This window comes from Dyadobacter beijingensis DSM 21582, assembly GCF_000382205.1.
GTDB lineage: Bacteria > Bacteroidota > Bacteroidia > Cytophagales > Spirosomataceae > Dyadobacter > Dyadobacter beijingensis.
Window position 1 is genome coordinate 1,472,337 of record NZ_KB907786.1, and the last position, 23,551, is coordinate 1,495,887.

22 protein-coding genes and 1 riboswitch are annotated in these 23,551 nt (G+C 53.9%); of the genes, 15 read left to right on the top strand and 7 right to left on the bottom strand.

Annotation, left to right across the window (positions count from 1 at the left end):
• Window positions 1-9: 9 nt before the first annotated feature.
• The 7 genes from H144_RS0106065 to H144_RS0106095 all read left to right on the top strand — a co-directional run bounded on the left by H144_RS0106065 (window position 10) and on the right by H144_RS0106095 (window position 11,416).
• The gene (locus tag H144_RS0106065; protein ID WP_019941157.1) at window positions 10-2,349 is read left to right on the top strand and encodes an arylsulfatase; all 2,340 of its coding nucleotides are present in this window, start codon (window positions 10-12) and stop codon (window positions 2,347-2,349) included.
• A 22-nt stretch (window positions 2,350-2,371) separates the two neighbouring features.
• The gene (locus tag H144_RS0106070) at window positions 2,372-4,009 is read left to right on the top strand and encodes an arylsulfatase (protein WP_019941158.1); all 1,638 of its coding nucleotides are present in this window, start codon (window positions 2,372-2,374) and stop codon (window positions 4,007-4,009) included.
• 111 nt (window positions 4,010-4,120) lie between these two features.
• Window positions 4,121-5,488: a sulfatase family protein gene (locus H144_RS0106075; protein WP_019941159.1), complete on the top strand. Its 1,368-nt coding sequence runs from the start codon at window positions 4,121-4,123 to the stop codon at window positions 5,486-5,488.
• Between the two features lie 270 nt (window positions 5,489-5,758).
• A complete protein-coding gene (locus tag H144_RS0106080) occupies window positions 5,759-7,141 on the top strand; it encodes a sulfatase (protein ID WP_019941160.1) in 1,383 nt (460 codons plus the stop codon).
• 18 nt (window positions 7,142-7,159) lie between these two features.
• A complete protein-coding gene (locus H144_RS31495) occupies window positions 7,160-8,581 on the top strand; it encodes a sulfatase (RefSeq protein ID WP_019941161.1) in 1,422 nt (473 codons plus the stop codon).
• Window positions 8,578-10,041 (top strand): sulfatase family protein, encoded by a 1,464-nt coding sequence (locus H144_RS0106090; RefSeq protein WP_229207846.1) that lies wholly within the window; start codon window positions 8,578-8,580, stop codon window positions 10,039-10,041. The genes H144_RS31495 and H144_RS0106090 overlap by 4 nt, the downstream gene beginning before the upstream one ends.
• Window position 10,042: 1 nt before the next feature.
• Complete coding sequence (locus H144_RS0106095) at window positions 10,043-11,416, top strand: sulfatase family protein (RefSeq protein WP_019941163.1); 1,374 nt, start codon at window positions 10,043-10,045, stop codon at window positions 11,414-11,416.
• A gap of 33 nt (window positions 11,417-11,449) precedes the next feature.
• Here the strand turns inward: H144_RS0106095 and H144_RS0106100 are convergent, their stop codons facing one another.
• A complete protein-coding gene (locus tag H144_RS0106100) occupies window positions 11,450-11,812 on the bottom strand; it encodes a hypothetical protein (protein ID WP_019941164.1) in 363 nt (120 codons plus the stop codon).
• Window positions 11,791-12,213 (bottom strand): hypothetical protein, encoded by a 423-nt coding sequence (locus H144_RS31500; protein ID WP_157504469.1) that lies wholly within the window; start codon window positions 12,211-12,213, stop codon window positions 11,791-11,793. Before H144_RS31500 ends, H144_RS0106100 begins: the two co-directional genes overlap by 22 nt.
• A gap of 202 nt (window positions 12,214-12,415) precedes the next feature.
• A riboswitch (SAM riboswitch) is annotated at window positions 12,416-12,509 on the top strand.
• Between the two features lie 114 nt (window positions 12,510-12,623).
• Between H144_RS31500 and H144_RS31505 the strand changes: the two genes are divergently transcribed.
• Window positions 12,624-13,802 (top strand): cysteine desulfurase family protein, encoded by a 1,179-nt coding sequence (locus tag H144_RS31505; protein WP_019941167.1) that lies wholly within the window; start codon window positions 12,624-12,626, stop codon window positions 13,800-13,802.
• A gap of 261 nt (window positions 13,803-14,063) precedes the next feature.
• Window positions 14,064-14,315 (top strand): hypothetical protein, encoded by a 252-nt coding sequence (locus H144_RS0106115; protein WP_019941168.1) that lies wholly within the window; start codon window positions 14,064-14,066, stop codon window positions 14,313-14,315.
• 9 nt (window positions 14,316-14,324) lie between these two features.
• On the opposite strand, the gene H144_RS0106120 is transcribed toward H144_RS0106115, so the two are convergent.
• From H144_RS0106120 to H144_RS0106135, 4 genes are all read right to left on the bottom strand, one after another.
• Window positions 14,325-14,894, bottom strand: a complete 570-nt coding sequence (locus H144_RS0106120; RefSeq protein ID WP_019941169.1) for a hypothetical protein — start codon at window positions 14,892-14,894, stop codon at window positions 14,325-14,327.
• A 79-nt stretch (window positions 14,895-14,973) separates the two neighbouring features.
• Entirely contained in the window at window positions 14,974-15,837 is an 864-nt protein-coding gene (locus tag H144_RS0106125; protein ID WP_019941170.1) for a chromate resistance protein ChrB domain-containing protein, read from the bottom strand.
• Window position 15,838: 1 nt separating this feature from the next.
• Window positions 15,839-16,786, bottom strand: a complete 948-nt coding sequence (locus H144_RS0106130; protein ID WP_026350453.1) for an EamA family transporter — start codon at window positions 16,784-16,786, stop codon at window positions 15,839-15,841.
• Window positions 16,787-16,793: 7 nt separating this feature from the next.
• Window positions 16,794-17,270, bottom strand: coding sequence for an Lrp/AsnC family transcriptional regulator (locus H144_RS0106135; protein WP_019941172.1), 477 nt, complete (start codon window positions 17,268-17,270; stop codon window positions 16,794-16,796).
• A 214-nt stretch (window positions 17,271-17,484) separates the two neighbouring features.
• Between H144_RS0106135 and H144_RS0106145 the strand changes: the two genes are divergently transcribed.
• Both H144_RS0106145 and H144_RS0106150 read left to right on the top strand, forming a co-directional pair.
• Window positions 17,485-18,594, top strand: coding sequence for a glycoside hydrolase family 26 protein (locus H144_RS0106145; RefSeq protein ID WP_019941174.1), 1,110 nt, complete (start codon window positions 17,485-17,487; stop codon window positions 18,592-18,594).
• A 96-nt stretch (window positions 18,595-18,690) separates the two neighbouring features.
• Window positions 18,691-19,104 carry a hypothetical protein gene (locus tag H144_RS0106150; RefSeq protein WP_019941175.1) on the top strand — a complete coding sequence of 138 codons (414 nt, stop codon included), beginning with the start codon at window positions 18,691-18,693 and terminating at the stop codon, window positions 19,102-19,104.
• Between the two features lie 4 nt (window positions 19,105-19,108).
• Here H144_RS0106150 and H144_RS35245 read toward each other — a convergent pair whose 3' ends face one another.
• Complete coding sequence (locus tag H144_RS35245; RefSeq protein WP_019941176.1) at window positions 19,109-19,558, bottom strand: transposase; 450 nt, start codon at window positions 19,556-19,558, stop codon at window positions 19,109-19,111.
• Between the two features lie 137 nt (window positions 19,559-19,695).
• Between H144_RS35245 and H144_RS34235 the strand changes: the two genes are divergently transcribed.
• From H144_RS34235 to H144_RS0106175, 4 genes are read left to right on the top strand one after another with little or no spacing between them, the layout of a single operon-like run.
• Window positions 19,696-19,986 carry a hypothetical protein gene (locus H144_RS34235; RefSeq protein ID WP_157504471.1) on the top strand — a complete coding sequence of 97 codons (291 nt, stop codon included), beginning with the start codon at window positions 19,696-19,698 and terminating at the stop codon, window positions 19,984-19,986.
• Entirely contained in the window at window positions 19,949-20,869 is a 921-nt protein-coding gene (locus H144_RS0106165) for a family 2A encapsulin nanocompartment shell protein (protein ID WP_019941178.1), read from the top strand. Before H144_RS34235 ends, H144_RS0106165 begins: the two co-directional genes overlap by 38 nt.
• Window positions 20,853-22,709: a family 2A encapsulin nanocompartment cargo protein cysteine desulfurase gene (locus tag H144_RS0106170; RefSeq protein ID WP_019941179.1), complete on the top strand. Its 1,857-nt coding sequence runs from the start codon at window positions 20,853-20,855 to the stop codon at window positions 22,707-22,709. Before H144_RS0106165 ends, H144_RS0106170 begins: the two co-directional genes overlap by 17 nt.
• A gap of 31 nt (window positions 22,710-22,740) precedes the next feature.
• The gene (locus H144_RS0106175; protein ID WP_019941180.1) at window positions 22,741-23,544 is read left to right on the top strand and encodes a serine O-acetyltransferase; all 804 of its coding nucleotides are present in this window, start codon (window positions 22,741-22,743) and stop codon (window positions 23,542-23,544) included.
• Window positions 23,545-23,551: the final 7 nt, after the last annotated feature.

Below are 23,551 nucleotides of genomic sequence, written 5' to 3' on the forward strand. Positions count from 1 at the left end.
CCCAATAAAATGAGAAACTTCTTCAAAATTGGCGCGGCAATGCTGGCTGGTAGCTTGGCTATCCAACCGGTACTGGCGCAGCATAGCCCGCAGCAGCCCTGGAATGGGAAGGCCGGCAAAACCTTGCAGGAATCGACACCGTTCCATATCGAATACAACAAAAAAGCAGCCAAAGGCGCGCCTAATGTCATCTGGATATTGATCGACGACGCCGGTTTCGGTGCGACGACGGCATTCGGCGGGCTTGTAGAAACGCCTCATATCGAAAAGCTGGCGAACAATGGATTGCGGTTTACCAATTTCCATACGACGGCCATCTGCTCGCCCACGCGCGCGGCGCTGCTCACCGGCAGGAACCATCATTCGGCACATGTGGGTTTGCTAACGCCCGCTGCGGTTGATTTTCCGGGATATGATACCTACATCCCCTTTGAGAAAGGGACAGCCGCGGAAGTGCTGCGGGAGAATGGCTATGCCACCTTTGCATTGGGTAAATGGCACCTGACGCCCGTGACCGAGAATTCGCAGGCCGGGCCGTTCAACCGCTGGCCGACCGGTCGCGGCTTCGACCATTACTACGGCTTCCTCCCCGGCGCGACCGACCAATGGCATCCCGAGCTTTGGGAAGACGTGACCAAACTTGACATCGAGCCGAATACAAAGCATTTGAACGAACTGCTGGCCGACAAGGCAATCAAATACATCGCGAACCAGAAGTCGGTGGATGCCGAGCGGCCATTCTTTTTATACCTCGCCACCGGTGCCACGCATTCGCCGCACCAGGTGGGCAAGGAATGGATCGACAAGTACAAGGGCAAATTCGACATGGGCTGGGACAAATACCGCGAGATCGTGATCGAAAAGCAGAAAAAACTGGGCATAATCCCCCAAAACGCCGTGCTGCCGGAGCGCAATCCCGGCGTAGCGGAATGGGCGGCATTGACCGAAAAGGAGAAGAAGGCCTATGCGCACTTCATGGAAGTGTACGCCGCATTTTACTCCTATACCGACTATGAAATCGGCCGGATCGTGAATTACCTCGAACAGATCGACCAACTGGACAATACCATTATCGCGGTAATCCTCGGCGACAACGGCGCCAGCAAAGGCGGTACCCAGCACGGGACTATTAACCCGCAGATCAACCGCCTGCAAGGCGAGGCGCGCATCGACGCCATACTCAACGCCCGCGACCTGATCGGTACCGACGAGTCGAGTACCGATTACCCGATCGGCTGGGCGGCGGCGGCCAATACGCCGTTCCGTTACTGGAAAGGCGACGCTAACACCGAAGGCGGCACCCGCAATCCCATGATTTTGCATTATCCCAAAGGCATTCAGGAAAAGGGCGGCGTGCGTAACCAGTACGGCCACGTGAACGACATCCTGCCCACTACGCTCGAACTCGCCAAAGCCGAGGTACCGAAGCAGATCAACGGCTACAAGCAGGAGCCATTCGAGGGAACGAGCCTCGCGTACGCGATCGGGCAGGCCAAGGCGCCTTCGCGGCACACGGTGCAGTACTACGAGATTGCCGGCGCATTGTCGATTTACAAGGATGGCTGGAAAGCTTCGAAAGGGCATTCGGTTTGGGAAGGTTTCGATGCGGGCAGCAAGGCCGATCCGTCGGGTAAGTCGGTGGATTTCAGCAAGGATGTGTGGGAGTTGTACAATCTCAATGACGACTTCAATGAACGCGTGAACCTGGCCGCCAAACATCCGGAAAAACTGAAAGAGTTGCAGGCCGTTTTCGACCAGGAAGCGAAGAAATATAATGTGTACCCGCTCAAAGATTTCACGGCGCACGACATGCCGGCAGGACGGACGGTATACGGCAAAATGCCCGAACTAACGCTGTTTCCCGGCGTGGATAACCTCGTCGGTGTGAGCAGCCCGCTGTACGACGGCCGCTCGTTCGCCGTGGATGCGGAGGCGGATATAGCCACGGGCAAAGAGGAAGGCGTGCTTTTTGCAGTGGGCGGAGAAAAGAGCGGGATCAGCCTGTTCCTGAAGGACGGTAAGCTGCACTACGCCCATAAAACGGCACGCGATGTCTATCATGTTGTTGCACAGGGTAATATCCCCACGGGACGGGTGCATTTCAAACTGGTTTATGAATTCAATGGACCGTCCGAAGGCAGCAAGTCGGTAGGGAAGGAGACCGTTTACATCAACGACGAAAAAGTAGCCGAACGCAGCTTCGCGGCCACGCAGGCGCAGGTACAAGGTCCCCGGCAGATCGACGGCACCGATGTGGGCCGCGACCAGAAGTTCGCCGTTTCGGACCAGTACCAGGCACCGTTTGCATTCACGGGCAAGTTGAAGAAGGTGACGATCAAGTATCTCTAATCATTTGAATACCCATATTCCTATGCACAACGCGAAACTCGTTCGCCTGCTTTTTCTTTCGGTCGCATTAGTTGCCCAGGCGGCATTTGCCCAAAAGAAGCCCAACGTGATCGTCATCCTCGCCGACGACCTGGGTTATGCCGATCTTGGCTGCTATGGGAGCGAAATCCCGACGCCTAATCTCGACAAGCTGGCCCAGAATGGCGTCCGGCTCACCAACTTTTACAATACGGCCCGCTGCTGCCCCACGCGCGCGGCGCTGCTCACAGGCGTGTACAGCCACCAGGCGGGAATCGGGCATATGATGGACGACAAGGGCGCGGAGCACCCGGCATACCGCGGGCAATTGAACCATAGCTCCGTCACCATTGCCGAGGTGATGAAAGATGCGGGCTATTTCACGGCGATGACCGGCAAATGGCACGTGGGCCACCAGCATGGCGTGTACCCGTCCAACCGCGGCTTCGACCGCTCGCTGCATGCGCCGGCGGGAGGATTTTATTATGCCAATGGAAATAATGCGAGGCTGTTCCTGAACGGCCAGGAAATCCCGAACGACTCGGACAAGCTGCCGAAAGACTGGTATTCGACCGACCTCTGGACGGACTACGGCCTGCGGTTCATCGACGAGGCGGTGGCGAATAAAAAGCCGTTTATGCTCTATCTGGCCCATAATGCGCCGCATTTCCCCTTGCAGGCACCCGAAGAGGACATTGCGAAATTCCGGGGCAAGTATTTGAAAGGCTGGGAGAAACTGCGGCAGGAGCGGTACGATAAGCAGATCAGGCTCGGCCTCGTCGACCCTTCGTGGAAGCTGCCACCCATTAACCCGAATGTGAAGAAATGGGATAGCCTGAGCGACGCCGAGAAGAAGCGCTATGACGACATGATGGCCATTTATGCCGCCGTAATCTACCGCCTCGACAAGAGCATCGGCGACCTGGTGGCCGGTCTGAAAAAGCGCGGCGTTTTCGACGATACGGTTATTCTTTTTGTGTCGGACAATGGGGGAAATGCCGAGCCGGGTATCGAAGGCCGCTACGAAGGCGACCAGCCGGGCACCGCCAAATCGACGGTATTTCTCGGGCAGGGTTGGGCGGAGGCGGCTTGCACGCCATTCTGGGCTTACAAGCACCATACGCACGAGGGCGGTATTTCGTCGCCGGGCATTATCTCGTGGCCGAAAGGCATCCCCGCGTCGCGCAATGGCCGGTTCGAGCGCCAGCCGGCCCACATTATCGATATTATGGCTACGCTTGTGGATTTGGGTAATGCCCGATATCCCGCCACTTATGCGGGCAACAGTATCCAGCCGCTGGAAGGCACAAGCCTGAAACCGGCGTTTACCGGCAAGCCTGTTAACCGCAAAAAACCGATTTTCTGGGAGCACGAAGGCAACCGTGCCCTGCGCGACGGCAAATGGAAACTCGTAGCCGAAAAAACGGAAAAATGGCAGTTGTACGACGTGGAAAAGGACCGCACGGAACTGAACGACCAATTCGATAAGCAACCCGAAATTGCTAAAAAGCTCGTCGCGAAATACGAAGAATGGTACAAACGCGTGGGCGCCGAGGAATATGACAAGACTTTCAAGTGGTTTTATGATTATGACAAAGCCAAACAGGAAGCCGGCGCCGGAAGTAATGGTGGAGGGCGTTGATAGTGGAAACTCCCTGGGAGTCTCCTGAGATAACAGCGATCACAAACAACACTTTACAACGCCTGACGCTACGTGATAACACCTGACCTTCATGACAACACCTGACAACATATGACCGTGAAACAACACCTGACCACCCTGCTGCTGACGATCTTCGCGCTGGTACCGGCACTGGCGCAAAAGCAGACGCCTAATATTGTCCTGATCCTCGCCGACGATATGGGCAAGGAATGCATCGGCACGTACGGCAGCAGTTATCAAACCCCGAACATCGACCAACTGGCGAAGGAAGGTCTGAAGTTCAACTATGGCTTCTCGCAGCCGCTTTGCACACCTTCGCGGGTGCAGATCATGACCGGGAAGTATAATTACAAGAATTACTCCGAGTTCGGGTTTCTGAACCAGGACCAGAAAACCTTCGCGCACCTGGCGAAAGAGGCCGGTTATACCACTGCTATCGCCGGCAAATGGCAGCTCGGCGCCAACCAGAAGCTGCCGAAACACTTCGGTTTCGACCAGTATTGCCTCTGGCAGCTCAGCAAGCCCCGGCGTGAGGGCGAGCGCTACGCGAAGCCGCTCATCGACCGTGACGGCGAAATCCTGAAAACGGATGCGGACGATTATGGTCCCGATATTTTCGTGGATTATATGCTCGATTTTATCGAAAAGAACAAAGACCGCAAGTTCCTGGCCTACTACCCGATGGCCCTCGTCCACGACCCGTTCCTGCCTACTCCGGACAGCAAAAGCTGGAAATCGGATGTGGAAGGCCGATTCAAGAAGGATACGGCCAATTTCAGGGACATGGTTTCGTACCTCGACAAGAATGTGGGCAAAATCGTGCAGAAACTCAAAGACCTGGGCATTTACGACAATACGATCATCATTTTCACAGGCGACAACGGTACAGGCCGGCCCATCGTGACCCAGCTGAAAGACGGCAGCAAGTTACAAGGCGGCAAGGGCCTGACGATCGACCGGGGCCACCACGTGCCGCTGATCGTCAACTGGGGTAAGGGACGCTATAAAACCCACGAAACCAACGACCTCGTCGATTTTACGGACATTCTCCCGACGATCGCGCAGGCGGCCAATGTGAAAGTGCCCGCCGGCTGGAATACGGACGGCACCAGCATTTTACCGCAGATCAGGGGTGAAAAAGGTACGCCGCGCAAATGGATTTTCTCGCATTACCAGCCCATTCACGTGGAGGCAATCAACCAGCATTCGGCCCGTTTTTTCCGCGATCGCCGCTACAAGCTCTATTCCGACGGCCGTTTTTATGATTTGCAAAAAGACATTGAAGAAAAGCATCCCGTCGCAATAGGCAAGGCCGGCCCGGAAGGCGAGAAAATCCGAAAGGTTTTTCAGGCCGAGATGGACAAACTCCCCGCCTGGAAATTCGGCGACCCCGGCGTACCAAAAGTGATATTGCCCGGTTTGGAACCCGATCCGGCATTCGCGGAAAAGGGAGATTAACGTCGCTGCCGGTGGTTAGGAGGCTCCGACGGAGCCGAATTGCCGTTCGTGATCGTGTTTCTATAAGCAGGAAACCGCTCGGCGGTCACATGCGGAAGCAGGCTCCTGGGGAGTCTGCTCTCGTCGCAGGCCAACATGCGATAAATAGCATGCCGCTCGGCCTTAAAGCTCGGAAGTAAGCTCCGCTGGAGTAAACTGTTTCTGGCAAACAGGAAAGGATTGATTAACAGACTCCGTCGGAGTCGACTTTAACCAATTTACATAAACAAAATGGCAAAAAAATATCAAAAAGCCTTTGGAACGCTGTTGGCGATCATCTTGACGATGGCTAACCCCGCTTTCGCCCAAAACACCAAATACAACGTCCTCTTCATCGCGGTCGATGACATGAACGACTGGATCGGGCCGTTTGGCGGGTATCCGGGCATTCATACGCCCAATATCGACAAGCTGGCCAGGAAGGGCGTGGTATTTAAAAAGGCTTACTGTTCAGCGCCCGCGTGTAACCCGTCGCGGGCTAGCCTGCTGACGGGCGTGAGGCCGTCGAGCTCGGGCGTTTACCATAACAATCAGCCCTGGCGGCCGGTCTTGAAGGATGCCGTCACGATCCCCCAGTATTTTACAGCCAACGGCTACGAGGTGAAGGGCGCGGGCAAGATTTTTCACAATGCATTCAACGACAAGGCTTCCTGGCCTTCCTATTTCGACATCCCCAAATCGCCTGAGCCGCCGAAAGCGCCGGTGAATGGTTTCGCGCATTTCGATTGGAGCCCTGTGAATGTGCAGGATGAAGATATGGGTGATTTTAAGGTTGTCAATGAAGGCATCGGCTTTTTGAATAACCAACACGACAAGCCGTTTTTCCTCGCAGTGGGTTTTACGCGGCCGCATTTGCCGTGGTACGTGCCGCAAAAGTATTTTGACCAATATCCTTTGTCGGATATCAAGCTACCCAAAACCATTGAAAACGACTTGCAGGACGTCCCGGACGCGGGTGTGAAAATCGCGAAACCGAAAGGGGATCACCAGTTCATCGTCGCCCATAAGCAGTGGGAGAAGGCCGTGCAGGGCTATCTGGCAAGCATTACGTTTGCAGACGGGCAGATTGGACGCTTGCTGGATGCGCTGGAAAAGAGTGCCTATGCCCAAAATACGATCATCGTTTTCTTCGGCGATCACGGCTGGCATCTGGGTGAAAAGGAGCATTGGCGCAAGTTCGCATTGTGGGAAGAGGCGTCACGCGTGCCGTTTATCGTGTATGCGCCGGGGCTGTCAAAGACGAATGGGGTTTCGGAACGGACTGTCAATCTGATGGATATCTATCCGACATTGACCGAACTATGCAAATTGCCTGCCAAAAAGGGCGTGGAAGGGAATAGCATTGTCCCGCTGCTGAAAAATCCCGCGGGAGCTTGGGCGCATCCGTCGGTGACGACGCACGGGTTCGGCAATCACGCCGTGCGGTCGGAGAAGTACCGGTATATCCGCTACAACGACGGCTCTGAAGAGCTTTACGACCATGATACCGATCCGCAGGAATGGAAGAACCTGGCAAAAGACGCGAAATATGCGTCGGTGAAGGCGGAACTGGCGAAGTCACTGCCGAAAACCGATGCGAAAGACGCGCCGACGGTGAAGGAGGGCAAGGAATAAATCAAACCATTATTGATCATGAACAAATATGCATTGCTCGCGCTCGCGGCGCTTTCACTGAGCCCTTTGGCGGGATCGTTCGCTGGCGACGATAAGGCCAAACCGAAGTACAATGTCCTGTTCATCGCGGTCGATGACCTGAACAACGACCTCGGAACTTACGGTAACACTTTTGTCAAGTCCCCGAATATCGATCGCCTCGCAAAACGCGGGGTTCGGTTCGATAAGGCATATACGCAGTTTCCGTTATGCAGCCCCAGCCGCTCGTCACTGCTCACCGGTCAGCGGCCCGACGTGACGAAGATTTACGAGCTCCAAACGCATTTCCGCAAAAATTTGCCGGATATCGTGACATTGCCCCAGCTTTTTAAGAACAACAACTATTACAGTGCGAGGGTAGGGAAGATATTCCATTACGGCGTGCCCGGACAGATCGGTACCGACGGCCTCGACGACCCGGATTCGTGGAATCACCGGATAAACCCGAAAGGACGGGACAAAACCGAGGAGCCGCTCATTAAGAACCTCACGCCCGATCGCGCACTCGGGAGCGCACTGGCATGGCGCGCCACCGAAGGCACTGACGAGGAACAGACCGACGGGATGATCGCAACCGAAGCCATCAAAATCATGACCGAGAAAAAGAACGAGCCGTTTTTCCTCGCTGTGGGCTTTTTCAGGCCGCACACGCCTTATGTGGCGCCGCAAAAGTATTTCGATATGTACCCGGTAGACCAGGTACCGCTGCCGAAAGAAGTCCCGAACGACCTCGACGACGTGCCGGAAGCCGCATTGTTTACCAAACCGCCGCATTGGGGCCTCGACGAAGCCAAACGCCGGGAAGCATTGCGGGCCTACTACGCCACGATCACCTTTATGGACGCACAGGTAGGCAAGCTGATAGACGCCGTTGAAAAACTTAAACTTGCCGAAAAAACAATCATCGTGCTCTGGAGCGACCACGGTTACAATGTTGGCCAACATGGGCAGTGGATGAAGCAAAGCCTCTTTGAAAACTCGGCCCGCGTGCCGCTGATCATATCGGTGCCGGGTGGTACCAAAGGCAAAGCGTCGGGCCGGACGGTGGAGCTGGTGGACATTTATCCGACGTTGGCAGAGCTTTGCGGTCTCGATCCGAAGCAGAATTTACAGGGCAAAAGCCTCACGCCGTTGCTGAAAAACCCGTCGGCCGTTTGGGATAAACCGGCTTATACGCAGGTGCGGAGAGGACAGATATTCGGCCGAAGCGTGCGTACCGAACGGTTCCGCTACACCGAATGGGATGGCGGAAAGGCAGGTGTGGAGCTGTATGACCATCAAAAAGACCCGGACGAATTTACGAATCTGGCACAGGATAAGAACCTGATCATTACGGTGAATGAAATGGCTGCGTTGCTGAAAAAAGGGTATCCGGAAGCGGAACAGCAAACAGGTAAATGAGGCTTCGAAATGGAATCCGGTTGTCGGCGGCGGGCATAATGCTGCTGCTGGCGACCGGTTTTGCGTGGAAGAAAGGCCAAAACACGGCCCCTTCGCGCAAACCGAACATCGTGATCGTACTGGCCGACCAGTGGAATGCACAGTCGCTGGGGTATGCCGGCAATGCGGACGTAAAAACGCCCAATCTCGACCGGCTGGCGCAGAGCAGTGTGGTGCTCACGACGGCCGTATCGTCCATGCCAGTGTGCAGCCCTGCGCGTGCGAGCCTGCTTACGGGCCAGTACCCGCTTACGCACGGGGTGTTTTACAACGACCGGCCGCTGCGGAACGAGGCGCTGACATTGGCGGAAATCTACAAAGACGCGGGTTACGCTACGGGTTATATTGGCAAGTGGCACATAAACGGGCAGGCGAACTACGAGAAGCAATTTGCCGCGCGCAACCGGGCCGTGCCCCGCGACCGCCGCCAGGGATTCGATTACTGGAAAGCCCGCGAGGTGACGCACGATTACAACAGCTCTTTTTATTTCGACGAAAACGACGTCCGCCACGAATGGCCCGGTTACGACGCGTTTCCCCAGACCGATAGCGCTGTCAGCTTCATCGATCGTAACAAAACGAACCCTTTCCTGCTGGTACTCTCCTGGGGCCCGCCGCACGATCCCTACCAGACCGCGCCCGAGGCTTACCGGAAAATGTACGATCCCGCGACATTAAAGCTCCGCCCCAATGTGCCCGATTCGCTGCAAGCCAGGGCCCGGAAGGACCTGGCGGGTTATTACGCGCATTGTACGGCTTTGGATAAATCGTTCGGTGACCTGGTGGCGGCATTGCAAAAGGCTGGTGTTGAGGAAAATACGATTCTGCTGTTCACGTCGGATCATGGGGATATGCTCTATTCGCAGGGGAAGGTGAGAAAGCAGAAACCCTGGGACGAGTCGATCCTGGTGCCTTTCCTGATGCATTATCCGGCTGGTTTGGGTAAATCCAAGCGCATATTGCCGGTGCCGTTTTCGAATGTCGATATTCTGCCTACTTTGCTCGGAATCACCAATATCAGGATTCCGGAAACGGTGGAAGGTACCAACTATGCCGCATTGCTGGCGGGAAAGCAAAAGCCCACGGGCGAGGAAGCTTCGCTGATCCAGGTGCCCGTTCCATTTCATGAAAACAACTTCCTGAATGGCGGCAAGGAATACCGCGGCATCCGCACGAAGCAGTACACTTATGTGAGAGATTTGAAAGGCCCTTGGCTTTTGTATGACAATGCGAAAGACCCGTATCAGCAGACGAACCTCATCGGGTCGCCCGCGTATGCGGCTGTGCAGGCAAAACTGGAAAAGAAACTCCGTCAGAAACTGGCCGAAGCGAAGGACCGTTTCCTGACGGCAGATGCGTATATGAAGCAATGGAATTACCGGTACGACGGCAAGGACAGTCTCCGGGTTAGCGGTTTGTAGTATGCAAAAAATAGTCATCATCATTATGCTGTTGCTCGCGCAGGCGTTTTCGGTCGCGGCACAGAAGGCCACAAGGCCTAACGTTATCTTCCTGCTCACGGACGACCACCGTTGGGATGCGCTGGGCGCTATGGGCAATTCCATTATTCAAACACCGCACCTTGACGCGCTGGCTAAGCGCGGTATCCTTTTCAAAAATGCACACGTGACTACGGCCATTTGCATGGTCAGCCGTGCCAGTTTGTTGAGCGGACAGTATATGTCGCGGCATGCGATCAATGATTTCAATACGGATTTCAAACCGGCTGCGTTGGCGCAGACTTATCCTGCCTTGCTGAAAAAGGCGGGGTACCAGATTGGTTTTGTAGGTAAATTCGGAATAGGGGTCAAGAACCAGCCGGATACGCTGTTTGACTACTGGGCCGCGAAAAAGGAAGGGCAGCCGCCCTATGAGCTGGTGAATGCGAGCGGCAACGCTATCCATCATACCGATAGCGTGGGCAAGGACATCACGCAGTTTCTCGACCGTTTTGCCGGGAAAGAAGCACCGTTCTGCCTGTCGGTCAGCTTCAAAGCTCCACACGAACTGGACGGCAACCCGCCCACCTACCCGGTGCAGGAGCGGTTCAGGCCCATGTACGAAAATGTGAAAATCCCCGATCCGCTTACCGCCGCGCCGCAGTACTGGGATAGTCTCCCCGCCTTCTTCCGCACGGATCAGAATATCGGTCGGGACCGCTGGAAACCGCTCCTTTCCACCCCCGAACTCCGCCAGCAAACCACCCGCGACTACTACCGCCTCATCACAGGCGTCGACGAAGTGGTAGGGCAAATGATAGCGCAGCTCAAAACCCTTCACATCGACGAGAACACCCTGATCATTTTCATGGGCGACAACGGCTTCTCGCTCGGCGAGCACGGTTTGGAAGGAAAGTGGTTTGGTTTTGAAGAATCCATTCGCGTGCCGCTGATCATTTCCGGCGGCGCATTACCCGCCGCTCTGCGGGGGCAGTCATCCCCCCAGCTCGCATTGAATATCGACATTGCGCCTACGATCCTCTCCTTCGCAGGCATCCCCGCGCCTACGCGCATGCAGGGCTACGACCTCATTGCCGCAGCGCAAAAGAAGCGCCCGCCCCGTCAGGATTTTTTCTATGAACACACTTATCTGGGCAGCCCGCGTTTGCCGAAAGTGGAAGGCGTCGTTACCTCGGATTTAAAGTATATGCGCTACGTTGAACACGGCTATGAGGAACTTTACGATACCAAAAACGACCCGTACGAGACGGTGAACCTGGCAAAGCGAAGTTCGGAGCAGGGGCGGTTGGAGGCGATGCGGAGGCGGTATGAGGAGTTGAAGGGGGAGGTGCGGTGATGAGGGCGAGAAACAGAGAAAAACGCCCTCGTTTTAGTATACCGGGTACAGATCAGGAAGTTTTCGTTGGATGCCTTCGTAGCCCTCGTAGGGGTAGTCGTCAAAATCGTTGTATTTGTGATCATCAAGATCTTTTACGTTGGAGAAAACGCGGACACAATTGATCATTCGCCGCTCTTCCAATGTGAGATGGGTGAACAGTAATTTTATAATCCTTCGCGTTTGGTCCGATTCATGCAGGTTCGCAAGCGACGGAGCACTTACGCCCAGGATGTATTGGTCTGTTACAAGGCCATGATAGGCCGGGGCAAGGCCGATGGCATCAACTATCAGACCCTCTTTTTTTTCCAAGCGAAACGCATTTTTGAGCGTCTCTACCAATGCAGTTGCAGCCATAGCAGGACAGTTTTTAATGAATTTACAAAAATTCTGGCGGTTGTGACATTGCAAGCCATGTCATACCGGCGCTGCTCGGACCACTTGATAACGCGTGACCAGCAATCTAAAAAGTAATCGTCTTCTGCGCAGGCTTTTTGCAGATCATCATTCAGGCCCGCCAAAATTGCCAAATCCCGGAGATCATGTATCATAAAAGCTTTTGCAATGTGTCCGCGAACTATCTCTTTATTATCAAAGATTTCAATTCTGAGCCGTTTACAAACAATTGCCTTCAAGGCTAATTCGATCGCATAACCGCCAATATAGTACGCCCCGCCAACGTGACCATTCGCGATCAGGCATTCCGCATCATAAAGCCGTTCCAACGCTAATAATTTCAAGGTAGTAGCACGTGCCAACCATCCGATAGTTTAGTTGCCAGATAGATACTCTTCGGCCAAACTAACCCTCCTAAGGTTTGGAATCATAATCAAATGTACCAACTCACACGAGGGATGTACGACCGGGGTTCGGCGAGCCTCGGGAAATTTTTTCTGACTCTTTCCTGTCAGCCTCTTGCATTCTAATTTCTTTTATTAATCTTTGCCTATCGAATTAGTAGATTTATTGAGAACGAAGGGAGAGGTTAGGCTCTGTGATCTTCTGGCAACCTGTGACTCGTCAAGGTGCCCCAACCTAATTCTATTGATAAATCTAAAAATCCAACCACAGTAGTAAAACTGGTAATGCGCAGTGATCCAGGCTGTTTTCGGCTTGGAAGACCTGTGTCCTTGCCGCCAAAACTTTGATCAACAACAACCAGAGGAACATGGAAATTTATCTGGATAATGCGGCAACGACCGCGCTGGCCCCGGAAGTGATCGAGGCGATCCTGCCTTTTTTGACCACACATTATGCGAACCCATCGTCGGCGCACAGGGCCGGACGGAAAGTGAAAGACGCCGTAGACCAGGCCCGCAGGACCGTTGCCGGCCTGCTGGGTGCTTCTCCCGAAGAAATTTACTTTACAGCCGGTGCGACAGAGGGCATTAACCTCGCACTGACCGGCGCGATAAGGGCTTACGAGCTGAACCACGTCATTACCAGCCGCATCGAGCACAAAGCCGTGCTGCAAACGCTGAAACGCCACGAGAAGGAGGGCGATATCGAAACCAGTTTCGTGAAGCTCGACGAGCGCGGGAATGTGGACCTCTACCATCTGGAGAACCTCCTGCGCGCCAATCCGCGAACGCTCATCGCGCTCATGCATGGCAACAACGAGATCGGCAACATCACCGACATCCACGCGATCGGCGTGCTCGCCAGGCGCTATAATGCCGTTTTTTTCGCGGATACGACCCAGACAATGGGCAAGATCGCCTTCGATTTGCAGCATTCCGACATCGATTTCATGGTAGGCTCGGCACATAAGTTCCATGGCCCGAAAGGTGTCGGATTTATTTACATTAACGAAAAACACGAACTTAAACCGCTGATTTACGGCGGCGGCCAGGAGCGCGGCCAACGGGCCGGCACGGAGAATGTCGCCGGGGTCGTGGGCCTGGCGAAAGCGCTGGAAGTCTCGTACCGGAACCTTGACGAGAGCCAGGCGAAAGTCTGCAAACTGAAACAATACCTGATTTCGAAGCTGGCGATCAGCGGGATAGGGGGTATTTGTTATAATGGCGAAAGCAAATCCATCGAAAATAGCGTCCCGAATGTGCTGAGCGTATCATTTCCCTGTTTGAGTTCGGGCAGCGTGGTGACGCAGCTGGATGCCGTGGGCATCGCGGTGTCGGGCGGGAGCGCCTGCTCGGGCGGGGGCGCGTCGCACGTGATACAGGCACTTGCATGCGAGGCCGATAAGGAGAATGTGCGGTTTTCTTTCAGCAAATTCAACACCTTTGAAGAGCTGGACCATGTCGTGGATGCCATCGTGCGGATTTACGAATCCGACCCGGCCATCGCTACAAGCAAAGCCTGGAAAAGCATTGCCAGCTGGGCATAATGAGCCTGCGCATTGCCGCTGATTTTAGTTCGGCGCATTCCAATTTTAACAAAATTTAATACACCGTGCCGGCACTTATCCGTGCCGGGGGGCGTAATGGTAGTAGGGAGTGCAGACCGCCGACCGCCGACTGCGGACCGACGGCCGGTCAAACGAAAATCGATGGTCAGCGGTCAGCCGTCGGCGGTCAGCGGTCGTCCGTCAGCCGTCAGCATACCGCAGTCAACATATTCTCAACAAACCAATTTAAACATCAACACAATGAGCAAAACCTTTTTTCTCCGGATTATTTACCGGAATGCCGGGAATCTGCACAAAATTACTTCCAGTGTGGAATCCGTTAACGGGGCGAAAATCAAGCATTTGAATTTTATCAGTAAAGGAAAAAGTTTCGTGGGCGTGATCGCGTTCGAAGCTTCCCAGCTGATCGACTTCGAGAAAATCATGCAGCTGATCCGCCGTAACCGCGACATTTCCGAAGTGGAGAGAATCATGGATGCTTCCATGTGTTGATGCCCGCGATCAGAAGGTGATCCCAAACTGAAATCCGACCGTAACGGAAGCCGGGTGGCCGTTCCCGAAACGGAATGGCACCGGTACCGCTACAAAATAGCCGCTGTGCTTGTTCTTCTTCACGATTTTATTTAAAACCGGCGTAAAGCCATACCGCCCCGACGTTTCGAATGCGGCCCGGCCGGCAAAAGTAAGTCCGGGTGCCAGGGTCACCAGAACCCCGGGATGGAAGAGGAAGTTGGCCATTTTGCTACTCCCGTTTTCAGCCCTCACCAGCGGCACAAATTCCGCAGAAAACCCTATTTTAGGACTCTTCCAGATATTTATGCCCGTAGGCAGCCCCACCACGTAATAGCTTTTGAAATTGGTGGTGGTGCCCTCGTCGCTGAACGTCACGATCGGGTGCAGGATGCCCACGTAGCCGGCTATGCGCGGGTATACGGGCGCGGGCGAGGCTGCGGAAGCGCTGCTTGCCGCTACCGTCTGCGGCTGTGATTGCTGCGCACGCAGGCTTGCCTGTGCGAGGCAAATGAATGTGATGAATGTAAAAAAGACTTTCCCGGTAAAGTAACGGAGCATAAATATCAGTTTTAGAATGAAGGCAGCCGAAACCGCTATGCAATTCTAGAAACCAAATGCCGGACAGGATAGAACGTTTTTAACGTTTTGTATTTCCTTTACTTTTCCGGACAAATTTTCTGTATTCCGACGGCGTCTGGCCGGTGTGCGCCTTGAAAACGCGGTTGAAATGGCTCTGGTCGGAAAAACCCGTCAGGTAAGCGATTTCTGCCAGCGTATCTTCCGAAAATTCAAGCAGTTGGATGGCCTTTTCAATGCGCTGCTTGCGGATGTACTCGCCGAAAGAAAGATTATCGAAGTACCTGGAAAACTCCCGCGACAAATAGGCCGGGTTCACGTCCAGTTCTTCGGACGCAATTTTGAGGTTCAGGTTGAGATTGGTGTCAATATGGTCCTGGATCATATTTTTGAGATTCGTCGTCCATGCCGGCACCCTGGGTTTTTTCTCGGTTTTGTTGCTGAGGTAAGTCTTGTAAATCTGCAAAAGCAAATGCTCCGTGGGACTTTGCGTGTGTTTTTCCTGGCGCAAATGTGCCGCCCAGCTGTACAATGCGTCGTAAATGACCATGCCTTTTTCCAGCAGTTCGTCATCATCCGGTGTATTGTAGGCCAGTCCTGCCGAAATGGCCCACAGCCCCGACGATTGCAACGCGAGCGCGTGATCGTCCGTGTCCGCCCCGCGCACGATCGGTGCCAGCACTTGCAGGGCGGGATCTTTCAGTTCGTATTTTTTAATGAAATAATCGAACGTGCATTGGTCGTCGTAATGCGTGAACTCGACGCCCGGAATATCGAACGGCGTCGCATTGCGCAACGCCGCCTGAGTCAATACCTCGGTTTCAGGTACATAAATAATTTCTGCATGGGCGTCAATAAAACGCCTGATGAGCCACGGACAGGCGAGGCGGTCAATTTTCGGGCGCTCACGCGTGATCCATTTCATATCAGCAGGTAGCAGCTACTTGTTTGGGTTTTCTGTATTTGTGTAAATTAATCAAAAGAACACTTCCCAAAATCACGATCAGCCCGGAAATCTGTAAAGGCGTGATGGTTTCGTGCGCGAAGAATATGCCTAGCAACACGGCAACGACGGGGTTGACATAGGCATAAGTACTCACTTTCGTAGCCGGTTGCACTTTTAAAAGCCACACATAGGCGCTGAAAGCCGCAATGGATCCGAACAGGATCAGGTAGCCGGTAGCCAGCCACGCATTCAACGGGATTTCCGAAAGTTGTACCGATGAAAATTCACCCGAAAACAACGCGCCCGGGATGAACGCAACGCCCGCGGCCAGCATTTGCCAGGTCGAGTTGACCGTCGCGGAATTGGAAACGGAATTGTATTTGGAATACAAGGAACCGCCCGCCCAGGCCATCGAGCCGATCACGACGAGCACCATCGCAAAGAGGTCGCGACCGCTGTTCAGCGACGAGATGGTGGCCATGATTTTTTCGTAAAACAACAATATCACCCCTGCAAAACCAACCAGAAGGCCGAGGATCGTCGATTTATTGCTCAAATTCTCCGACCATTTCGGTTTATCCAGCAGCACGAACCACAGCGGCGACGAGGAAACCATAATGGCCACCATGGCGCTCGGAAGGAATTGTTCTACCCAAATGACGACACCGTTACCGACAAATAGCAGCAACAGGCCCGTGATCAGGGCGGGCTTCATCACTTTCCAGGAAAATACTTCTTCTCCCTGCGCAAGGCTCCAACCCAGCATCAGCAAGCCGGCGATGATGAAGCGAAATGCGCCCAGGAAAAACGGCGGAAACCCCTCCAATGCCCTCTGAATGAAGAAATAGGTGGAGCCCCAAACGATGTAGACGGTGGCAAATGCCAGTACTACCATAAGTGTGGACGGCGTTTTTACAGATGTTTGCATGGCTGTTTCATTTTTCTGGTATAACTAATAGTTGTTCTTCCTTGACCGTTTCGAGGACGATCGTCGTGCGTGTGGATGTGATACTTTGTATTTTGCTGAATTTGTTGCGCATCAGCTCCATGAGCGACGCCGAATCGGCCGTGCGTACTTTCACCATGTAGCAATCTTCGCCCGCAACATGGTGCACCTCCTGCACTTCCGGTATTTTGGCGAGTTCTTTGGCCGTATTGTTGCTGCCCATTCCCTCCGAGGATTTCATAGCAATGAATGCCAGGAGCGTTTGTCCAAGCGCTACGGGGCTGATCCGCGTCGTGTATTTGACAATCACCTGCTTTTGTTCCAGCTTCTTGACCCTTTCCAGCACAGCAGAAGGCGCCATTTCCAGCTCGCGCGCGAGGTCGGCGTTGGTCATGCGCGCATTTTCCTGCATGAGACGCAGGATGCTGAGGTCTGTTTTATCGAGAACAATTTCCGATCCGATCATTGTGCGGTTTATTAGGGTATTTTTGGAATGATATTCAAAAAAAGTTGCATCAATTTGAATATTGTTCAGCTATTACAATGTGAATATCCTAAAAGTTCGTTGCTATGTATATAATTTCGAATTTTCTTCGGAAGCGGTATCGGAAAGCGAACAATTGTCCGTTTTCAATTAATTGCCGTATTTGCATTACTTCCAATCCTGAACCGAAAAGCCTATGAAAATGCTTGCAATGAGCCTGTTAGCGATGTGGTTTAGCCTGGGTGCCGCCCTGGCGCAGATCGATACGAAAGCTACGCCGGAGACGACGGCGTTGTATCGCAACCTGAAAAAGCTTTCGGAGGAACACATTCTCTTCGGTCACCAGCACGCAACCGAGTACGGGCACGGGTGGACAGGCGCCGGGGAACGCTCGGACGTCAAATCGGTTACGGGCTCGCATCCGGCGGTGATCGGCGTTGATTTCATGGGGCTATCCGGCCAGCCGGAAGACCAGATCGCGAAGACAGCGGCGGCATTGCGGAAGAATGTGATCGATACTTATAACCGGGGCGGCATTACAACGGTGGCCTGGCATTTCGCCAATCCGGCTTCCGAGGGCGGATTTTACTGGAAAGACGGCGTTTCGAAAGCCTCGATGGCGCTGATCAAGCCCGGCGGCTCGCATCATGAGCAGTACAGGCAGATCCTTAAAACGATCGCCGACTTTGCGCATTCGGTTAAAGGGAAGGACAATACGCTCGCGCCTATGATTTTCCGGCCGTTCCACGAATTTGACGGCGACTGGTTCTGGTGGGGCAAAGGGCACACTTCGAAGGAAGATTTCATCGCGGTCTGGCGTTTTACCGTCTCTTACCTCCGCGACCAGCTCGGCGTGCATAACTTCATTTACGCATTTTCACCCGACAATAAATTCACCTCCGAATACGAATTCCTTGAACGATACCCCGGCAACGAATGGGTGGATATGGTGGGAATGGACAACTACGGCGACTTCGGCCGCGACGGCAAATACAATCTGGAAGCCGGTTTGAAAAAGCTGGAAATAGTTTCTGAATATGCTCAAAAACATGGAAAACTGGCCGCATTCACGGAAACCGGCCTGGAATCGATCCCCAACCCGGCCTGGTGGACCGAAACCCTGCTGAAAACGTTAAAGGCCCGGAAACTGCAGTTGGCCTACGTGCTCGTCTGGCGCAACGACACCAAAAGCCCCACGCATTACTACGCGCCTTTCCCCGGCCAGCTCAGCGAAGCGGATTTTGTCAGGTTCTACCACGATCCTTACACGCTTTTCGAGAAGGATTTGAAGGACGTTTACAAGTAGCGAATGCCGTTTACTCACCATTCCTGTTAGTTCGTACATTAGATTTCCTGGCGACTTGCCCGGTGACTTATCATTGCCTCAAAAATCACGATAGCAATGAAAATCCGAGCATTTACCCTTTTGACTGCCTTGCTCTTCAGTGTAGCGTCAGTTTCCTGCGTGAAGAAGCATGAGCATGTGAAGCCTAAACTCGCTTTTCAAACCGGTCCTGCCGTATTCATGCAGCTGGGTGGCGTGATCAGCACATTTACTGTCCTTTTTGAAGGGCTGGGAAGCGAACCGATCGAAGAGTACGGCATTGTGTATACTTTCAGTGAAGATGTGAAAGACAACTACCCGGACCTTGACGACACGAAGGTGGTGTTTGACTTGCCCGCCCAGCTGAATTCCAATCAGAAAGTAGTCAATATCGGTTTTCCGGCGGGCGTGCACGCACTCGGTTACCGGGCATATGTGAAAATAAAAGGCGGTCATGTAACCTTCGCGCCTCCGATCATTACTTATTTCTAGCCTTTCACTCCTGCGCTACGCGGCCCTGAAACTTCCGGCTGACGAGATGGTAGTTGAACAATTCGACCAGATCGATCAGCACGGTGTTCGGGTCGTTGGCGTTGAGGTAGGTCTTCACTTTTCGCACAAAGTCGTACAACGGCTCGTAGTATTTGTGGCCGGTTTCTTCCTGGAAATCCTGGATAGTAAACGCATTGCCTTTTTTGAGGATCATATACACGGCGATGAAAAAGTAGGAGATAGGCAATTTGCTTCCTTCAAGCACGGTGCCGCTCTGCAAGGTGGTGCGGAACCGGCATTGCTTGCATTGGAACTGCTGCTTCGGAGCGAGCCAGTAATGATGGGTGCCGCCGCATTTTTTGCACACGATCCCCCTGCGTAACCTGAAATCTTTGAATGCCTCGGTGGCTATGGTTTCGTTCTTGTAAATGTCGATCAAATTGCCCGCTTGCATATGAAATAATGGATATAGACATCCAAATCTAAGAAAAAAGACAATATAATATTAAGTCTATCGAATTTATATAGAATATTTTTAGTGGTAAGCTTTCAAAACGTTCAGTCCATGAATTCTATTAAAACCATAGGAAAATGAGCCAAATTTTAACAACGAAATCTTTTGATTTTGCAAATAATAGCGCTGGCGTTTGGCGGATAAATGCATTAACTTGGTATAATCTACGGGTGCCGGCCGGTTTGGGAAATGGGGTTGCATATGGCTGGTGGCATGCTTTGGGGTTCGTTAAATGCCTGATTCATAGTTCACGTATGTTTGTGATCGTTAATCCGGCCGCGCCGCTTTCGGCGCAATGCAGCACGTTTCTCAATAATAATCAAATAAAGAATGGCCAAGTTAAACCAAAATCAGACTGCCTTGGGTGACGTAGCAGCACGGCAGCTCGCGATCGCGACCAGGACGGTGCCTCAGTTCGAGGCGATTACCCCGCGCTGGCTTACGCATTTGCTGAACTGGATTCCCGTGGAGTCCGGCGTGTACCGCCTCAACAAGGTGAAGGAAGGCAGCACGGCGGAGGTGGATTGTTCCCGCCGCGACGAGCGCGAGCTGCCGCATACCTTTATCGACTACGTAGAGAACCCCCGCGAATACAACCTCACGGCGGTACAAACGGTACTCGATGTGCACACCCGCGTTTCGGACCTGTACAGCAAGCCCTACAACCAGATCAGCGAGCAGCTGCGCCTGACCATCGAGAGTATCAAAGAGCGCCAGGAAAGCGAGCTGATCAACAACCAGGAATATGGATTGCTCGCCAGCGTGGCCGACAAGCAGAAGATTTCGACCCGCCTCGGCCCGCCAACGCCGGACGATCTCGACGACCTGCTTACCAAAGTCTGGAAAGAACCCGGCTTCTTCCTTTTACATCCGCAAGCCATTGCCGCATTCGGCCGCGAGTGTACGCGCAAGGGCGTCCCGCCACCGACCGTTTCGCTTTTCGGGTCGCAGTTCATCACATGGCGGGGCATTCCGCTGATCCCCTCGGACAAACTGCCTATTGAAAACGGTAAAACCAAAATCTTGCTGCTCCGCACGGGCGAAAGCCGCCAGGGCGTGGTAGGATTGTACCAGCCGGGCTTGCCGGGCGAGCAGTCGCCGGGACTTTCGGTACGGTTTATGGGCATCAACGACAAGGCAATCGCCTCTTACCTGGTGTCGCTGTACTGCTCGCTGGCCGTGCTGGTCGACGACGCGATTGCGGTTTTAGAGGATGTTGAAATCGGTAACTACCATGAGTATAAATATTGACGGAATACCGGGCGGCCTGCCCGATACCGGCGCCCTGGAACGGCTCGCCAATGAGCTTTTCAAGGCATTGCCGGGCGAAATGCCGCAGCCGGTACTCTCTCCGCGGATGGAAGACCATCCGCGGGCGCAGAAAATCCTGGGCATTTTCCAGCAGGAATTGGAGCAGGGCCAGTCTGTCCATCACGAGGATTTCGATCTCAGCGAGCCGCAAACCAGCCTGCCCGACCCGCATTTTACCGACGGCAAGGTGCCCCCTTCCGCTGCCGGAACGGGCATATCCCCGGGTAATGCCGCCGCTTCCCCAGTGCAGCATAACCCGGCGCTGCCGTACGAATCCGGGCCGGTAGCGTCGTACCAGTCGCATTCGGTGCAGGATTTGTCGGAGATTTTCAACCGGCTGCCTAATTTCGGCAGTGCGCCGCACGGAGCGCCTTCGGGCTTTTCCCTTTCCGAGCCTTCGTTTTATTTTTTGAATGAAAACCTTTCGGAGAAGCTGCATGTGCCGGGCGCTTCGAATGTTGTGCCCAAGAGCTTTTCTCCCTTTTCATTCAATAATATCCATGTCGGTAACGACCTGGACCAGCTCGGACGGTCGGTGCAATCGCCTGCCGGCGCGATCCCGTTCGATGTGAACCGAGTCCGCAACGACTTCCCGGTTTTTAAGGAACGGGTGAATGGCAAGCCGCTTATCTGGTTCGACAATGCCGCTACGACGCAGAAGCCGCGGCAGGTGATCGACCGGATCAGCTATTTTTATGAACACGAAAATTCCAATATCCATCGCGCCGCACACGAGCTTGCGGCACGCGCTACGGACGCGTACGAGGGGGCGCGCGAGAAAGTGCGGGCGTTCGTGAATGCGCGATCGGTCAACGAGATCGTATTTGTGCGCGGAACGACGGAGGCGATCAACCTCGTAGCCAAGACCTGGGGCGACCAGAACCTGCAAGCCGGCGACGAAATCATCGTCAGCCACCTCGAACACCACGCCAATATCGTCCCCTGGAAGCAATTGGCCGATAAAAAAGGCCTGGTACTGCGCGTGATCCCTGTCGACGACGACGGCCAGATCCTGCTCGACGCCTACGCGGGTTTGCTGAATCCCAAAACGAAACTGGTGTCGTTCACGCAGGTTTCGAATGCATTGGGAACGGTCACGCCTGCGAAAGCGATCATCGAAATGGCCCATGCCGTGGGCGCGAAAGTGCTGCTCGACGGCGCGCAGTCCGTTTCTCACTTGCGCACGGACGTGAGCATGCTCAATTGCGACTGGTTCGTATTCTCCGGTCACAAGGTGTTCGGGCCGACGGGCATCGGCGCATTGTACGGTAAAGAGGACCTTCTGAATGCCACGCAGCCCTGGCAGGGAGGTGGTAATATGATTGTGGATGTCACGTTCGAGCATATCCAATACCATAATGCCCCTTCCCGGTTCGAGGCCGGTACTGGTAATATCGCCGATGCGGTAGGGTTGGGTGCGGCGCTGGATTATGTGAACCAGCTCGGCATCGAAAATATCCATCAGTACGAACATTTCCTGCTCGAATACGCGACGGGACTGATGCGGCAGGTCCCCGGCCTGCGGCTGATCGGGACCGCGAGGGAGAAGGCTTCGGTATTGTCATTTGTTTTAGATGGTTATAAAACGGAAGAAGTAGGCGCGGCGCTGAACAAGGAGGGGATCGCTGTTCGCTCCGGCCACCACTGCGCGCAGCCCATTCTCAGAAGGTTCGGCCTCGAAACCACCGTTCGTCCGTCGCTGGCATTTTACAATACCTGCGGCGAAATCGATGTGCTTGTAGCGACGCTGCACCGGCTCGCAGGCCGCGCCCGCCGATAATTGCTGTTGACCGCTCACCATACGACCCCCAATGCCATCTTCACTCATTGATTTGCTTAAAAAAACGCATCATGCCGAATGGGAAGCCACGCCTTCCTGGCATGATGCCACCGCCTGGCTCGACAGCCTGATCCATTTCCTGTTCCCGAGTAACCATTTACCCAAAAAGACCTCCTATGAGGGTATTTTAAAGAAAAACCAGATCGATCTGGAAAATATCCTGCTGAGTTACCTCGACCCGAAACATAGCGCGATCGAGCAGAAAGTAGCTTCGTTTTACGAGGAACTCGAAACGATCTACCGCAACCTCCGCCTCGATGCGAGCAAGATTTACGAGTACGATCCCGCCGCAACGAGCGTCAACGAGGTGATCGTTTCGTATCCCGGCTTTTACGCCATTGCCGTTTACCGCATCGCCAACCACCTCAGCCGGTTACAAATCCCCGTCCTGCCGCGTATCCTGACAGAATATGCGCATGGCAAAACCGGTGTCGATATCCACCCGGAAGCGACCATCGGTGTACCGTTCATGATCGATCACGGCACGGGGATCGTCATCGGCGCCACGTCGGTCATCGGGAAGAATGTGAGCATTTACCAGGGCGTCACCCTCGGTGCATTACAGGTTGCGAAGGAGTTGCACAATACCAAACGCCATCCGACAGTGGGCGACAATGTGATCATTTACGCCCGGACGACCGTTTTGGGAGGCGACACTATCATCGGCGAAAACAGCGTGATCGGTGGCAGCGTGTTCCTCACGAAAAGCGTCGCCCCGAATTCGCAGGTGTTTAATACGCACCAGCTGCGCATTACGAGTAAGGCGGAGGGGTGAGGGCTGA

Bases quoted from the DNA above. Each gene is read 5' to 3' on its own strand.
- H144_RS0106065 (WP_019941157.1), top strand. From the start codon at position 10: ATGAGAAACTTCTTCAAAATTGGCGCGGCAATGCTGGCTGGTAGCTTG.
- H144_RS0106070 (WP_019941158.1), top strand. From the start codon at position 2,372: ATGCACAACGCGAAACTCGTTCGCCTGCTTTTTCTTTCGGTCGCATTA.
- H144_RS0106075 (WP_019941159.1), top strand. From the start codon at position 4,121: ATGACCGTGAAACAACACCTGACCACCCTGCTGCTGACGATCTTCGCG.
- H144_RS0106080 (WP_019941160.1), top strand. From the start codon at position 5,759: ATGGCAAAAAAATATCAAAAAGCCTTTGGAACGCTGTTGGCGATCATC.
- H144_RS31495 (WP_019941161.1), top strand. From the start codon at position 7,160: ATGAACAAATATGCATTGCTCGCGCTCGCGGCGCTTTCACTGAGCCCT.
- H144_RS0106090 (WP_229207846.1), top strand. From the start codon at position 8,578: ATGAGGCTTCGAAATGGAATCCGGTTGTCGGCGGCGGGCATAATGCTG.
- H144_RS0106095 (WP_019941163.1), top strand. From the start codon at position 10,043: ATGCAAAAAATAGTCATCATCATTATGCTGTTGCTCGCGCAGGCGTTT.
- H144_RS0106100 (WP_019941164.1), bottom strand. From the start codon at position 11,812: ATGGCTGCAACTGCATTGGTAGAGACGCTCAAAAATGCGTTTCGCTTG.
- H144_RS31505 (WP_019941167.1), top strand. From the start codon at position 12,624: ATGGAAATTTATCTGGATAATGCGGCAACGACCGCGCTGGCCCCGGAA.
- H144_RS0106115 (WP_019941168.1), top strand. From the start codon at position 14,064: ATGAGCAAAACCTTTTTTCTCCGGATTATTTACCGGAATGCCGGGAAT.
- H144_RS0106120 (WP_019941169.1), bottom strand. From the start codon at position 14,894: ATGCTCCGTTACTTTACCGGGAAAGTCTTTTTTACATTCATCACATTC.
- H144_RS0106125 (WP_019941170.1), bottom strand. From the start codon at position 15,837: ATGAAATGGATCACGCGTGAGCGCCCGAAAATTGACCGCCTCGCCTGT.
- H144_RS0106130 (WP_026350453.1), bottom strand. From the start codon at position 16,786: ATGCAAACATCTGTAAAAACGCCGTCCACACTTATGGTAGTACTGGCA.
- H144_RS0106135 (WP_019941172.1), bottom strand. From the start codon at position 17,270: ATGATCGGATCGGAAATTGTTCTCGATAAAACAGACCTCAGCATCCTG.
- H144_RS0106145 (WP_019941174.1), top strand. From the start codon at position 17,485: ATGAAAATGCTTGCAATGAGCCTGTTAGCGATGTGGTTTAGCCTGGGT.
- H144_RS0106150 (WP_019941175.1), top strand. From the start codon at position 18,691: ATGAAAATCCGAGCATTTACCCTTTTGACTGCCTTGCTCTTCAGTGTA.
- H144_RS35245 (WP_019941176.1), bottom strand. From the start codon at position 19,558: ATGCAAGCGGGCAATTTGATCGACATTTACAAGAACGAAACCATAGCC.
- H144_RS34235 (WP_157504471.1), top strand. From the start codon at position 19,696: ATGAGCCAAATTTTAACAACGAAATCTTTTGATTTTGCAAATAATAGC.
- H144_RS0106165 (WP_019941178.1), top strand. From the start codon at position 19,949: ATGGCCAAGTTAAACCAAAATCAGACTGCCTTGGGTGACGTAGCAGCA.
- H144_RS0106170 (WP_019941179.1), top strand. From the start codon at position 20,853: ATGAGTATAAATATTGACGGAATACCGGGCGGCCTGCCCGATACCGGC.
- H144_RS0106175 (WP_019941180.1), top strand. From the start codon at position 22,741: ATGCCATCTTCACTCATTGATTTGCTTAAAAAAACGCATCATGCCGAA.